Source organism: Mesorhizobium sp. WSM4849 (assembly GCF_055811385.1).
Genome location: NZ_JBVVPW010000009.1, coordinates 83684 through 96588 on the forward strand (window position 1 = coordinate 83684; position 12905 = coordinate 96588).

Sequence of the window (12905 nt, forward strand, 5' to 3'; positions counted from 1 at the left end):
GGCCTATGGCCTATCACGTCGGCTCTTGCCCCCCTTCCACGACACCTGACCATCATCACAGGCTCAAAGGCGGCTTTCCACTCGATGGCGGCCGTTCGTGCGCCAACTGAATGTCTTGGAGGGTCAGGGTTTGACGGTGCTCTTGCCTAGGCCGTGATCCCGAACCGAAGGTCAGCGCAGCAAGAAGTGAAACCGGTTTCGGAAAAGGGCTAATGAAGCCCCATCCCGACTCCATCGAGATCGATCAGGCGCTGGTCAGACCGGCCGCACCAGAACGTGTTTTTTCTTGCCGAGCGACAGTTTTACGACTTGTTCCGGGCCGAGATCCTGAAGTGTCACCAACCGGCGATCATCGGAAACGGACTGGTCGTTCAGCCGCACCGCGCCGCCCTGGATGTGTCGCCGCGCCTCGCCGTTGGACGCCGCCAGCCCGGCGGTAACGAACAGCGACAATATGCCGACGCCGCTTTCCAGATCGGCCTTGCCGACCTCGACGGTCGGCAGCGTTTCGGCCAGCGCGCCTTCTTCGAACGTCTTGCGCGCGGTTTCCTCGGCTTGCTCGGCTGCCGCGCGGCCGTGCACGATGGCCGTCGTTTCCGTGGCCAGGACCTTCTTGGCCTCGTTGATCTCGGAGCCGCCAAGCGCGGCGAGCCGGGCGATCTCGGTGAGCGGCAGGCGGGTGAAAATCTTGAGGAAGCGCGTGACGTCGGCGTCCTCGGTGTTGCGCCAGTACTGCCAGAAATCATAGGGCGAGTAGAGATCGCCGTTCAGCCAGACCGCGCCCTTCGCCGATTTGCCCATCTTTGCGCCTGACGACGTCGTCAGCAGCGGTGTGGTCAGGGCATAAAGCTGCGGCGTACCCATGCGGTGTCCGAGATCGACGCCGTTGATGATGTTGCCCCACTGGTCCGATCCGCCCATCTGCAGGCGGCAGCCATATCGCCGGCTGAGCTCGACGAAATCATAGCCCTGCAGGATCATGTAGTTGAATTCGAGGAACGACAGCGATTGTTCGCGCTCGAGCCTCAGCTTGACGCTGTCGAAGGTCAGCATGCGGTTGACCGAAAAATGCCGGCCGACATCGCGCAGGAACTCGACATAGTTGAGCTTCATCAGCCAGTCGGCATTGTTGATCATGATCGCGTCGTTCGGACCGTCGCCGAAACGCAGGATGCGGCCAAAGATGCGTTTGATGCCTTCGATGTTGGTGGCGATGGCCTCAGGCGTCAAAAGCTTGCGCTGGTCGTCGCGGAAGGACGGGTCGCCGATCATCGAGGTGCCGCCGCCCATCAGCGCGATCGGCCGGTGGCCGGTCTCCTGCAGCCAGTAGAGCATGGTCGCGGAAATCAGATTGCCGACATGCAGGCTGGTCGCCGTGGCGTCGTAGCCGACATAGGCGGTCACCGTTTCCTTGGCGAAAAGCTGGTCGAGGCCGGCATCATCCGAAATCTGGTGGATGAAACCGCGCTCGCTCATAATGCGCAGGAAATCGGATTTGAAGGCGGACATTTTTTCTTTCCCGAAAGCGCCCAACCGAAGCGGATCGGGCGTGGTATGCGTGAACGCGGGCGTTTAACATCCAAGCGCGGTCAGCAAAAGGGGAATCCGGTTTTGCGTGCGGTCGCGTTTTACATGACCGGTTCGGTGCGAACGCAATCACGGGGTCGTGAAACGGCGCAAGCTCGCCTTCCGGCTGCATCCTTGCTTCATCGTTTGGGCTGGCGTAATGAGGCGCCGCGCCAGCGGGTTCTTGCCGCACCTGACCCGCTGGAACGGCACCGCCCCGGCATCGAATCGAATGCCAGATCCTGTGACAGAGCCCGACGCGAAATGCCGGAGATATCCATCGTCATTCCTTGCCGGAACGAGGCGGCGAACCTGCCGCTTCTACTCGATGAGATCGGGGCGGCGATGGCCGGGCGCGACTTCGAGGTGATCGTCGTCAATGACGGTTCGACCGATGAGACCACCTCGGTGCTTGCCGCCCAGGCAGTGCTTCGCCCGTTTCCGCTTCGCCACCTCCGGCATGAGAAATCCGCCGGCCAGTCTCTCTCTGTGCGTTCGGGCGCATGGGCGGCCCGCGGCGATATCGTCGCCACGATCGACGGCGACGGCCAGAACGATCCCAAATATATTCCGGTGCTGGTCGATGCCCTGCGGCAGGCCGGTCCCGGTTTCGGTGTTGCGCAAGGGCAGCGCCTGAAGCGTCGCGACAGCAAGATCAAGCAACTGGCGTCGCGTTTTGCCAACTGGCTGAGAAAGGCCGTCCTGCATGACGAGACCCGCGACACGGGCTGCGGCCTGAAGGCGATCCATACAGACATCCTCAGGAAATTGCCGTTCTTCGACGGCACGCACCGCTTTGTTCCGGCGCTCGTCATCCAGGAGGGGTATCGCGTCGTGCATTGCGACGTCGTCGACCGCTCTCGCCGCCACGGCAAGTCGAATTACGGAATTTTCGATCGCGGCCTGCAGGGGGTGCTTGATCTCGCCGGTGTCTGGTGGCTGCGCCGCCGGCGCCGCAGGATGCCAAAAACAGAGGAAATCCGGCATGGCTAACGTGCTTCAGGAGCTGGCGACCTGGCTTCACGACGTCTTCGTCAAGCAGTTCGATACGTGGATTCTGCTCGGTTTTGTCGCCCAGTTCTTCTTCAGCATGCGCTTCGTGGTGCAGTGGGTCGCATCGGAAAAAGCCAAGCGCAGCGTTGTGCCGATCGCTTTCTGGTTCTTTTCGCTGTTCGGCGGCAGCCTGCTGCTGATCTACGCCATCCAGCGGCAGGATCCGGTGTTCATCGCCGGCCAGGCCCTCGGCCTGTTCATCTACATCCGCAACCTGTGGCTGATCGCCAACGAGCGCAAGGCGGCGATGACGAAGGTCGATTGAGCGACCTGCCTCTCAGAGCGACGTGGCGCAAGCCGGCAAGGTCGACACCGATGCCTTCCTGGCCGCAGCAATCCCTGGGAGTCTCCGGGCTGCGACCTTGCACAAGGTCGGTCCTATCTGTCGTCCAGTCCGCCGTAGGATCGTACAAGCCGGACCATGTCGGGCGAGTTCGGATCCTCGCTCTCCAGCCCCTCGGCGACACCGCTACGGTCGGCGATGGGCCGGTTCTGGCTGACCTTCCACTTGCCTTGCAAGTCCGTGATCTCGATTTCCAGCCCGACAATGCCCTTGATCTGCGACTGGATGAAGCTGGCTGGTGCGTCGGCCACCGCCCAGGGTGCTTCGCGAGCGGCTTCCTGTGATATCGTCAGATCGGAAATCTGCTGGGCCAGCCAATCCTGGTCCTCGATCACCCTGACGGCACCGCGCACCTGGACAATGGCGTAGTTCCAGGTCGGCACGACCTTCCCGGTTTCGCGCTTGGTTTCGTACCAGGACGGCGTCACATAGGCGTCGGTGCCCTGGAAGACGACCAGCACGGGCGATGCCTTGCTGTCGGCCAGCAGGCGCCATTGCGGATTGGCTCTCGCCAGGTGGGCGCGCAGCCTGCCGTTTGGTGGCACTTCGGCGTCGAGCAGAAACGGGATCGCGTTCGCGACCGGCCCCTCGGCCCCATTTGAAATCAGCAGCCCAAGCGGATGCGCCCGGATCAGCTCGTGCAGGACGTCCTGTCGCGTTTCCTGGAAATGCGGGGGCTGGTACATCGCTGCTATCGCAACCGTTTCGGCCGCGGGTCGGACAATTCACCGGCCAGCCGGCGATCGAGATAGTCCGCGCATTCCTGGAGCAGGAGGTCCGCATCGTTGGAGAAGAAATGGTTGGCGCCGGGCAAGGTCTTCTGGGTGATGGTGATGCCCTTTTGCGTGTGCAGCTTGTCGACCAACCCCTGCACGTCCTTTGGCGGCGCGACCTTGTCGGCGTCGCCATGGATGATGAGGCCTGACGACGGGCAGGGCGCCAGGAACGAGAAATCATAGGTGTTGGGCTGCGGCGCGATCGAGATGAAGCCTTCGATCTCCGGCCGGCGCATCAGAAGCTGCATGCCGATCCACGAGCCGAACGAATAGCCGGCGACCCAGCAGCTCTTGGAATCCGGATGCAGCGATTGCACCCAGTCAAGTGCCGCGGCCGCATCCGACAATTCGCCGGTGCCGTGGTCGAATTCGCCCTGGCTGCGGCCGATGCCGCGGAAATTGAAGCGAAGCGTGGTGAAATCCCGCTTCTGGAACATGTAGAAGAGGTCGTAGACGATCTTGTTGTTCATCGTGCCGCCGAACTGGGGGTGCGGGTGCAGGATGATGGCAATCGGCGCGCTCTTTTCCTTGGAAGGCTGGTAGCGACCCTCCAGGCGGCCGGCCGGACCGGTGAAAATGACCTCAGGCATAAAATACTCCACATGGCATAAGAATGCGCGGCGCCCGGAACAACTCTTCCTCTGGCCTTGACGCAGGGCGAGCGTCTTTCTAGAAGCTAGTTTAGAATTGTTCAAAACTGGGTGGCCAAAACGCAATGGCTCGGCTACCCACGCCGCACGCCGCGTAAATAGGACGTCTTGCCTTGCAATTTCAAGGAAATAACGCGCAAACCTCGCGGAATGGCTCTTGAAGGGACCGATTGAAACGAAAATGGCCGGACCACGCGCCTATCTCGACTACAATGCCAGCGCGCCGCTGCTTGCCGGGTCGCGCACGGCAATGATTGCGGCGCTCGATGCCGCCGCCAACCCGTCGTCGGTCCATGCCGAGGGCCGCGCCGCACGGCGGCTGATCGAACATGCAAGGCGCGACGTGGCGGCGCTGGTCAAGGCCGGCGCCGAGCATGTCGTCTTCACCTCCGGTGCGACGGAAGCCGCCTCGACGCTGCTGACACCGGATTGGCAGATGGGGCGCGGCACTGTCCGCATGAGCCGGCTCTATGTCTGCGAGGCCGATCATCCTTGTGTCCTGAACGGCGGGCGATTTCCGGCAGCCCTGGTGACACGCATCGGCGTCGATGCCGACGGCATAGTCAGGCTGGACACGTTGGCGGCGGCACTTGGCCGTCATGACAAGGCAGGCGGCCTGCCGCTGGTGGCGATCCATGCCGCCAATAACGAGACCGGCGTCATCCAGCCGGTCGATCGCATCGCCGAAATCGTCAAGGCGGCGGGCGGCATCCTGGTCGTCGACGCCGTGCAGGCAGCCGGTCGCATTCCGCTCGATATGTCAGCGGGTTACGCCGATTACCTGATTCTGTCTTCGCACAAGATCGGCGGTCCCAAGGGCGTTGGCGCCATTATCGCCGCCTCGGACCTGATGATGCCTAGGCCCTTGATCGCCGGCGGCGGCCAGGAAAAAGGTCATCGTGGCGGCACCGAAAATCTGGCCGCGATCGCTGGTTTTGGCGCGGCGGCGCGGGAGGCCCTGATCGGATTGAAGAGCATCGATGCGGTCGGCCGCCGCCGCGACGAGATCGAGGCCATCGTGAAAGCGCTGGTGCCGGATGCGGAAATCTTCGGAACCGGGGCGCCGAGGCTTGCCAATACGACATTCTTCGCTATTGCGGGCATCAAGGCCGAGACGGCGCAGATCGCCTTCGACCTCGCCGGTGTGGCTCTGTCGGCCGGTTCCGCCTGTTCGTCGGGCAAGGTCGGCCCGAGCCATGTGCTGAAAGCCATGGGATACAATGACAGCCTTGGCGCTTTGCGTGTGTCCATCGGCCACGCAACGAGCGCCGAGGACATCGAACTGTTCCGCACTGCGCTGGCAGGTATCGCCTCACGCCGCGGGGGCAGGGAAGAAGCTGCCTGAGTGCGGCAGAATGATGCAGGCCTTCCGGCCTGGTAGAGCCGTGCGTTTCATGGTGGCCGGGTGAATTTCCGGCAAGGACGCACTATATGGAACTTACGCCGCCTTGGGTGCCTCACGAGTACTGGTTTCGCGGTGCCATAGTTTGAAAACTGCCGGGCCTTGACCCCGGCGTGGATGGAGAACGCTAATGCCTGCTGTGCAGGACACGATCGATCGGGTCCGAAAGATCGACGTCGACCAATACAAATACGGATTCCAGACCGAAATCGCGATGGACAAGGCCCCAAAGGGCCTGAGCGAAGCCATTATCCGCTTTATTTCGGCGAAGAAGGACGAACCGTCCTGGATGCTGGAATGGCGTCTGGAAGCGTATCGGCGCTGGGTGACGCTGGACGAGCCGAAGTGGGCGCGCGTCCATTATCCGAAGATCGATTTCCAGGACCTCCACTATTACGCGGCGCCCAAGAGCACGCCGGGACCGACATCGCTGAGCGACGTCGATCCCGAACTGTTGAGGGTCTATGAAAAGCTCGGCATCCCGCTGAAGGAACAGGAAATTCTTGCCGGCGTGCAGAAGACCGATGCGTCTGAACTCGAGGAAGCCAGGGACAATGTCTACAAGTCGGGCCGCGTCGCCGTCGACGCCGTGTTCGATTCAGTTTCCGTCGTCACCACCTTCAAGAAGGAGCTGGCGCAGGCCGGCGTCATCTTCTGCTCGATCTCGGAAGCCATCCGCGAGCACCCGGAACTGGTGAAGAAATATCTCGGCTCGGTCGTGCCGACCTCCGACAATTTCTACGCCACGCTGAATTCCGCGGTGTTCACCGACGGTTCCTTCGTCTTCGTGCCCAAGGGCGTGCGCTGTCCGATGGAACTGTCGACCTATTTCCGCATGAACGAGAAGAACACCGGCCAGTTCGAGCGCACGCTGATCATCGCCGAGGAGGGGGCTTACGTCTCCTATCTCGAAGGCTGCACGGCGCCGCAGCGCGACGAGAACCAGCTTCACGCCGCCGTGGTCGAACTGATCGCGCTCGACGATGCCGAGATCAAATATTCGACGGTACAGAATTGGTACCCCGGCGACGCCGAGGGCAAGGGCGGCATCTACAATTTCGTCACCAAGCGCGGCGACTGCCGTGGTCACCGTTCGAAGATTTCGTGGACGCAGGTCGAGACCGGCTCGGCGATTACCTGGAAATATCCGAGCTGCATCCTGCGCGGCGACGATTCCAGCGGCGAGTTCTATTCGATCGCCGTGTCGAACGGCTACCAGCAGGTCGACAGCGGCACCAAGATGATCCATCTCGGCAAGAACACGTCGAGCCGCATCATCTCCAAGGGCATCGCCGCCGGCTACTCGCAGAACACCTATCGCGGCCAGGTCTCGGCGCACCGCAAGGCGACCAACGCTCGTAACTTCACCAACTGTGACTCGCTGCTGATCGGCGACCAGTGCGGCGCGCACACCGTGCCCTACATGGAAGCCAAGAACGCCACGGCACAGTTCGAACACGAGGCGACGACGTCGAAAATCTCCGAGGACCAGAAGTTCTACGTCATGCAGCGCGGCATTCCGGAAGAAGAGGCGATCGCGCTGATCGTCAACGGCTTCGTCAAGGACGTCATCCAGCAACTGCCGATGGAATTCGCAGTCGAGGCGCAGAAGCTGATCGGCATTTCGCTTGAGGGGAGCGTGGGGTGAGTGGATCTCAACTGAAAGCGTCATTCGACGCCGCCTTTGCAGAAGGAAAGGAACTCGCACTCAAGCAGACTCCTATCTATTCGGAGGTCCGAAACCGGTTGATCGAAAACAATGATCGATTCCGGTTGGCGCTTTCGGCGGCGCTGTCGGACAATGCGGCTTTCGCGGTCGTCCCTGCGGAAGTGTCGATTGGCACTTCCGTGTCTTTCAACAACAAGGTTGTGCTCACGGTGTTCCCAGCCAAGCACGGGGATACTGAGTACGTTGTAGGCGTAGATGATCGTCTGCTCGCCGAGAATGCCGGCATGGCGACAGACGCCATCCTCCAGAAAGACCTGCCCGGTGCGGTGAAGCTTGTTGGCTGGTACTTGGGCATCATTTCTACCGGAGCACAGATCAGTCCAGATTGGCCCGATGAGGCGGTAGAGAGAAAGTAAAAACTGGTGGATCTTGATATTGGAACGAAAAATGCTTGAAATCAAAAACCTGCATGCCCGCATCGTCGATGACGGCACCGAAATCATCCGCGGCCTGGACCTGACGGTCAGAGCCGGCGAGGTCGCCGCCATCATGGGCCCCAACGGCTCGGGAAAATCGACGCTGTCCTACATCCTCGCTGGCCGCGAGGATTATGAGGTGACCGAAGGCGATATTCTCTACAACGGCCAGTCGATCCTCGAAATGGATCCGGCCGAGCGCGCCACATCAGGCATCTTTCTCGCCTTTCAGTATCCGATGGAGATACCGGGTGTGGCGACGATGGAATTCCTGAAAGTGGCGATGAACGAGCAGCGCAAGGCGCGCGGCGAGGAGCCGCTGAAGATCCCCGAATTCCTGAAGCGCGTGAAGGACGCCGCCGCCTTGCTCGACATGGACATGGCGATGCTGAAACGGCCGCTCAATGTCGGCTTCTCCGGCGGCGAGAAGAAGCGCGCCGAGATCCTGCAGATGAAGCTTCTGGAGCCAAAACTGTGCGTGCTCGACGAGACTGATTCCGGCCTCGACATCGATGCGCTGAAGATCGTCTCGGAAGGCGTCAATGCGTTGCGCGCGCCGGACCGTGCCATCGTCATCATCACCCACTACCAGCGCCTGCTCCAGTACATCGTGCCGGACAGTGTGCACGTGCTGTACAGAGGCCAGGTGGTCAAGTCGGGCGACAAGTCGCTGGCGCTCGACCTCGAGGCCAATGGCTATGCCGGCGTGATCGGCCAAGCCGCGTGAGATGCCAGAAGGCCCAGAAGGCAAGCCAAGCAAGGCGAAACTGATGAATATACACACGACACCCCAGCGGACGCCGGCCGAAACGGCGCTGATCGACGCCTTTAGCGACCGGCTGTCGCTGCTGCCCGGCGACGGCACGGTGATGCTGAAGCGCGACGACGCCATCGAGGCGATCAAGAGCGGCCTGCCGACGCGGCGCATCGAATCCTGGCACTACACCGACCTGCGCCGCCTGCTGACTTCGGTGCCGGATTTCGATCCCGCAGCTGTCGCGAGAGCCATTGCGCCTGTTGTCGAAGGGTCCGCTGTTCTGCCGGTGCTGAACGGCGTGTCGAGCGTGAAACTGCCTGATATCGAAGGCATAGCCGTGCAGCGCCTGTCGGACAAACTGACCGACGGCAGCGCAGCACCTGGGCTCGATGCCTATGGCGCCGACGATGCCATCGGCGCGCTGAACACGGCTTTCGTGGCCGACGGCTATTTCGTCGACATCGCCGACGGCACCGAACTGGACAAGCCGATCGAATTGCAGAACCTGCAGGCCGGCGGCCAGACGCATGTTCGCCTGGCCGTCCGCGTCGGCGCCGGCGCCAAGGTCGTTATCGTCGAGCGCCAGGCGGGCGAGGGCGCCGCACTCGTCAGCTCGGTCAGCCAGCTTCTGCTTGAGGAGGGCGCCGACGTGACGTGGCTCATCGTGCAGGAGCAGCCGGATACGGCGACGCATCTTGCCCAATTCAAGGCGCATCTCGGCAAGGATGCGAAGCTGACGCTGTTCGTCATGAACGCCGGCGGCAAGCTGGTGCGCCAGGAGGTCGTGGTGAAGACCACCGGCGAAGGCGCCGACTTCACGCTGCGCGGCATCAACCTGCTTGCCGGCGACACGCATACGGACGTGACCATGGTGCTTGACCATACCGTGCCGCACACGGCTTCAACGGAGGTGATCCGCAACGTGGTGACCGGAAGAGCGCGCGGCGTCTTCCAGGGGCGCATCAACGTCCACCAATATGCGCAGAAGACCAACGCCAAGATGGCCTGCAACACGCTGCTTCTGTCCGATGACGGCGAGTTCTCGACCAAGCCTGAGCTCGAAATCTTCGCCGACGACGTCGTCTGCGGCCATGGCGCGACCGTCACCGAGATCGACCACAGCCATCTGTTCTACCTGATGGCCCGCGGCGTCGACGAGAAGACCGCGCGCGGGCTGTTGGTCAAGGCGTTCGTCGCCGAGGTGATCGAGGAACTGGACGACGAGGCGATCGTCGGGGCGCTGGAAACGAGGCTCGACGGCTGGTTCGCGGCGCACGGGTAATTGGATGAGGCCTGGCTCCGGCCAGCACCCCTCATCCGTCTTGGCGCTGCGCGCCAATCCACCTTCTCCCACAAGGGGGAAGAAGGTGTGGCGCTAACCTTCTCCCCTTGTGGGAGAAGGTGGCCGAGCGAAGCTCGGTCGGATGAGGGGTGTTGGACGGAATGAGGCGATGCCTCGAGAGAGCTTATGATGGACCAGAAAGTCGAAAACATCCCCTACGACGTCGAGGCGATCCGCCGCGACTTTCCGATCCTGTCGCGGGAAGTCTACGGCAAACCGCTGGTCTATCTCGACAATGGCGCCTCGGCGCAGAAGCCGCAGGCCGTGCTTGACGCCGTCCAGCACGCTTACTCCCAGGAATACGCCAACGTCCATCGCGGGCTGCATTTCCTGTCGAATGCCGCGACCGACGCCTTTGAGAACGCGCGCAAGATTGTGCAAAGATTTCTGAACGCGCCTGATACCGACAACATCGTCTTCACCTCGAACACCACCGCGGCGATCAACACCGTCGCCTATGGCTTCGGCATGCCCAATATCGGCGAGGGCGATGAAATAGTCCTGTCGATCATGGAGCACCATTCCAACATCGTGCCGTGGCATTTCATCCGCGAGCGGCAGGGCGCGAAACTGGTCTGGGTGCCGGTCGACGATCTCGGCATCTTCCACATCGAGGAGTTCGAGAAACGGCTGACCGACCGCACAAAACTGGTCGCCATCACGCACATGTCGAATGCGCTGGGCACGGTGACGCCGATCAAGGAGATCGTGCGTATTGCGCACGCGCGCGGCATTCCGGTGCTGGTCGACGGAAGCCAGAGCGCCGTGCATATGCCGATCGACGTGCAGGACCTCGACTGCGATTTCTTCGTCTTCACCGGCCACAAGGTCTACGGGCCCTCGGGCATCGGAGTGCTCTATGGCAAGAAGGACATGCTGGAGCGCATGCGCCCGTTCATGGGCGGCGGCGAGATGATCGAGGAGGTGACGCAAGACTTCGTCACCTACAATGATCCGCCGCACCGCTTCGAGGCCGGCACGCCGCCGATCGTCCAGGCGATCGGGCTGGGTGCTGCGCTCGAATACATGGAAAAGATCGGCCGCGAGCGGATTGCCGCGCACGAAGCCGATCTGAAGAACTATGCCCATCAGCGGCTGAGGGCCATCAATTCGCTGCGCATCTTCGGCGATGCGCCGGATAAGGGCGCCATCATCTCCTTCGAATTGCAGGGCATTCATGCCCACGACGTGTCGATGGTGATCGATAGGCAAGGCGTCGCCGTCCGCGCCGGCACGCACTGCGCGCAGCCGCTGTTGAAACGCTTCGGCGTAACCTCCACATGCAGGGCATCGTTCGGCATGTATAATACCAGGGCCGAAGTCGACGCTTTGGCCGATGCGCTCGAAAAAGCGCGAAAGTTCTTCGGATGACGATCATGGATGATGCAGGCCGCACCGCTGAGACCACTTCGGAAACGACTGTCCGCAGTCTGGTTTCCGCCTCGGCCATTCCCGCCGACGAGCTGGCGCGGCTGACCGACGACATCGTCTCGGCGCTGAAGACGGTCTACGATCCGGAAATCCCGGCCGACATCTACGAGCTTGGCCTAATTTACAAGATCGACATCGAGGACGACCGCTCGGTCAAGATCGACATGACGCTGACCGCGCCCGGCTGCCCGGTGGCCGGCGAAATGCCCGGCTGGGTGGAAAACGCCGTCGGCGCCGTCGAAGGCGTGTCCGGCGTCGAGGTCAACATGACGTTCGATCCGCCCTGGTCGCCCGACCGCATGTCGGAAGAGGCTCAGGTGGCGGTTGGCTGGTATTAATGGGCGCACTTGCGCCAGGCAGAGAATTTCACCATTTTAGGTGAGGAATCATTCGGCAGGCCTTGAACCTGCACGTAATGGAGAAAAAAATGGGACGCTTCGCCGTCATCACGATGACCGAAAAGGCTGCCGACCGGGTACGCGAGATCGTCGCGACTCGTGAGAATGCGCACGGCATTCGCCTTGGCATCAAGAAGGGCGGCTGCGCCGGCATGGAATATACGGTCGACCTGGTGACCGAGCCCAACACCAAGGACGATCATATCGAGCGCGACGGCGCTCATGTCTATGTCGCACCTGAGGCAGCGCTTTTCCTGTTCGGCACCGAGATGGATTTCGAGCAGACGACGCTGCGCACCGGCTTCACCTTCCGCAACCCGAACCAGAGCTCGGCCTGCGGCTGCGGCGAATCGGTCGAACTGAAGCCGGCCGATCTGAAGGCGCTGGCCGAGGCGCGCGCTTCGGCCTGATCTTCCCTTCTCCCTGTTTACGGGGAGAAGGTGGCCCGAAGGGCCGGATGAGGGGCAGAGCCGGCCTCGGTGATGTTTGCGCCGCCCCTCATCTGCCTGCCGGCATCTTCTCCCCGTAAACGGGGAGAAGGACCTAATCCACCCACATTCCCGTCCGCTTGTGCCAGTCTGCGATCGATTCCTCGGGATAGACATCGAACACCTTGTCGCGCTTGCCGATTTCGGGCACGACCCAGTTCGCCTTGTATTTCAGCATGAGGTGCACCTTTTCAGGTGGTTTCGGCAGGTCTGTGTCGATCGCCGAGGCGAAGGGATGGACCAGCTCCGGCCAGGTCGGATCGTAGAGCCACAGTGCCGATCCGCATTTCCTGCAGAAATTCCGCTCGCCTGACGAGATCTCGCATTGCGGATGCTCGTCGTCCTCGATCTCGGCCTGATAGATGCCGAGATTGCGCTTGCCCTTGATTTTGAGCGTCTCGTAATCGGCGCCGAGATTGATGGCAAAGCCACCGCCGCCCTGCTGCTTGCGGCAGATCGAGCAGTAGCAGAGCATGAACGGCACCGGCGTGTGGCTTTCCACCTCGAAGCGGACAGCATTGCACCGGCAGGACCCTTTGAGCAGAAGCGGCATG

14 protein-coding genes are annotated in these 12905 nt (G+C 61.8%); 10 read left to right on the forward strand and 4 right to left on the reverse strand.

The annotated features are described in order from the left end of the window. Positions 1-255: 255 nt before the first annotated feature. Positions 256-1509 carry a tyrosine--tRNA ligase gene (gene tyrS, locus AC0L3L_RS11975; RefSeq protein WP_473637699.1) on the reverse strand — a complete coding sequence of 418 codons (1254 nt, stop codon included), beginning with the start codon at positions 1507-1509 and terminating at the stop codon, positions 256-258. Between the two features lie 321 nt (positions 1510-1830). On the opposite strand from tyrS, the gene AC0L3L_RS11980 reads away from it, so the two are divergent. Beyond that, on the forward strand, positions 1831-2559 hold the full coding sequence (locus AC0L3L_RS11980; RefSeq protein ID WP_473637700.1) for a glycosyltransferase family 2 protein: 729 nt from the start codon (positions 1831-1833) through the stop codon (positions 2557-2559). Further along, entirely contained in the window at positions 2552-2884 is a 333-nt protein-coding gene (locus AC0L3L_RS11985; protein WP_029353575.1) for a lipid-A-disaccharide synthase N-terminal domain-containing protein, read from the forward strand. The genes AC0L3L_RS11980 and AC0L3L_RS11985 overlap by 8 nt, the downstream gene beginning before the upstream one ends. Positions 2885-2997: 113 nt before the next feature. On the opposite strand, the gene AC0L3L_RS11990 is transcribed toward AC0L3L_RS11985, so the two are convergent. Beyond that, the gene (locus AC0L3L_RS11990) at positions 2998-3648 is read right to left on the reverse strand and encodes an FMN-binding negative transcriptional regulator (RefSeq protein ID WP_473637701.1); all 651 of its coding nucleotides are present in this window, start codon (positions 3646-3648) and stop codon (positions 2998-3000) included. A gap of 5 nt (positions 3649-3653) precedes the next feature. Then, entirely contained in the window at positions 3654-4328 is a 675-nt protein-coding gene (locus AC0L3L_RS11995; RefSeq protein WP_027154148.1) for an alpha/beta hydrolase, read from the reverse strand. Positions 4329-4569: 241 nt separating this feature from the next. Here AC0L3L_RS11995 and AC0L3L_RS12000 point away from each other — a divergent pair, with 241 nt between their 5' ends. From AC0L3L_RS12000 to sufA, 8 genes are all read left to right on the forward strand, one after another. Further along, positions 4570-5733, forward strand: coding sequence for a cysteine desulfurase family protein (locus AC0L3L_RS12000; protein ID WP_473637702.1), 1164 nt, complete (start codon positions 4570-4572; stop codon positions 5731-5733). Positions 5734-5920: 187 nt separating this feature from the next. Then, on the forward strand, positions 5921-7438 hold the full coding sequence (gene sufB / locus AC0L3L_RS12005) for a Fe-S cluster assembly protein SufB (RefSeq protein ID WP_473637703.1): 1518 nt from the start codon (positions 5921-5923) through the stop codon (positions 7436-7438). Further along, positions 7435-7875, forward strand: coding sequence for a hypothetical protein (locus AC0L3L_RS12010; RefSeq protein WP_473546588.1), 441 nt, complete (start codon positions 7435-7437; stop codon positions 7873-7875). The genes sufB and AC0L3L_RS12010 overlap by 4 nt, the downstream gene beginning before the upstream one ends. A 31-nt stretch (positions 7876-7906) precedes the next feature. After that, on the forward strand, positions 7907-8662 hold the full coding sequence (gene sufC, locus AC0L3L_RS12015; RefSeq protein WP_473637704.1) for a Fe-S cluster assembly ATPase SufC: 756 nt from the start codon (positions 7907-7909) through the stop codon (positions 8660-8662). Between the two features lie 43 nt (positions 8663-8705). After that, positions 8706-9974 carry a Fe-S cluster assembly protein SufD gene (gene sufD / locus AC0L3L_RS12020; protein WP_473637705.1) on the forward strand — a complete coding sequence of 423 codons (1269 nt, stop codon included), beginning with the start codon at positions 8706-8708 and terminating at the stop codon, positions 9972-9974. A gap of 189 nt (positions 9975-10163) precedes the next feature. Further along, the gene (locus tag AC0L3L_RS12025) at positions 10164-11405 is read left to right on the forward strand and encodes a cysteine desulfurase (protein ID WP_473637817.1); all 1242 of its coding nucleotides are present in this window, start codon (positions 10164-10166) and stop codon (positions 11403-11405) included. A gap of 5 nt (positions 11406-11410) precedes the next feature. Then, positions 11411-11803: an SUF system Fe-S cluster assembly protein gene (locus AC0L3L_RS12030; protein WP_473637706.1), complete on the forward strand. Its 393-nt coding sequence runs from the start codon at positions 11411-11413 to the stop codon at positions 11801-11803. An 89-nt stretch (positions 11804-11892) separates the two neighbouring features. After that, positions 11893-12273 carry a Fe-S cluster assembly scaffold SufA gene (gene sufA / locus AC0L3L_RS12035; RefSeq protein WP_006206001.1) on the forward strand — a complete coding sequence of 127 codons (381 nt, stop codon included), beginning with the start codon at positions 11893-11895 and terminating at the stop codon, positions 12271-12273. A 133-nt stretch (positions 12274-12406) separates the two neighbouring features. On the opposite strand, the gene AC0L3L_RS12040 is transcribed toward sufA, so the two are convergent. Then, positions 12407-12904, reverse strand: a complete 498-nt coding sequence (locus tag AC0L3L_RS12040; protein ID WP_473637707.1) for a GFA family protein — start codon at positions 12902-12904, stop codon at positions 12407-12409. Between the last annotated feature and the right edge of the window lies 1 nt (position 12905).

Coding starts and splice junctions, on each gene's coding strand:
- tyrS (WP_473637699.1), bottom strand. CDS start 1,509: ATGTCCGCCTTCAAATCCGATTTCCTGCGCATTATGAGCGAGCGCGGT.
- AC0L3L_RS11980 (WP_473637700.1), top strand. CDS start 1,831: ATGCCGGAGATATCCATCGTCATTCCTTGCCGGAACGAGGCGGCGAAC.
- AC0L3L_RS11985 (WP_029353575.1), top strand. CDS start 2,552: ATGGCTAACGTGCTTCAGGAGCTGGCGACCTGGCTTCACGACGTCTTC.
- AC0L3L_RS11990 (WP_473637701.1), bottom strand. CDS start 3,648: ATGTACCAGCCCCCGCATTTCCAGGAAACGCGACAGGACGTCCTGCAC.
- AC0L3L_RS11995 (WP_027154148.1), bottom strand. CDS start 4,328: ATGCCTGAGGTCATTTTCACCGGTCCGGCCGGCCGCCTGGAGGGTCGC.
- AC0L3L_RS12000 (WP_473637702.1), top strand. CDS start 4,570: ATGGCCGGACCACGCGCCTATCTCGACTACAATGCCAGCGCGCCGCTG.
- sufB (WP_473637703.1), top strand. CDS start 5,921: ATGCCTGCTGTGCAGGACACGATCGATCGGGTCCGAAAGATCGACGTC.
- sufC (WP_473637704.1), top strand. CDS start 7,907: ATGCTTGAAATCAAAAACCTGCATGCCCGCATCGTCGATGACGGCACC.
- sufD (WP_473637705.1), top strand. CDS start 8,706: ATGAATATACACACGACACCCCAGCGGACGCCGGCCGAAACGGCGCTG.
- AC0L3L_RS12025 (WP_473637817.1), top strand. CDS start 10,164: ATGGACCAGAAAGTCGAAAACATCCCCTACGACGTCGAGGCGATCCGC.
- AC0L3L_RS12030 (WP_473637706.1), top strand. CDS start 11,411: ATGGATGATGCAGGCCGCACCGCTGAGACCACTTCGGAAACGACTGTC.
- sufA (WP_006206001.1), top strand. CDS start 11,893: ATGGGACGCTTCGCCGTCATCACGATGACCGAAAAGGCTGCCGACCGG.
- AC0L3L_RS12040 (WP_473637707.1), bottom strand. CDS start 12,904: ATGCCGCTTCTGCTCAAAGGGTCCTGCCGGTGCAATGCTGTCCGCTTC.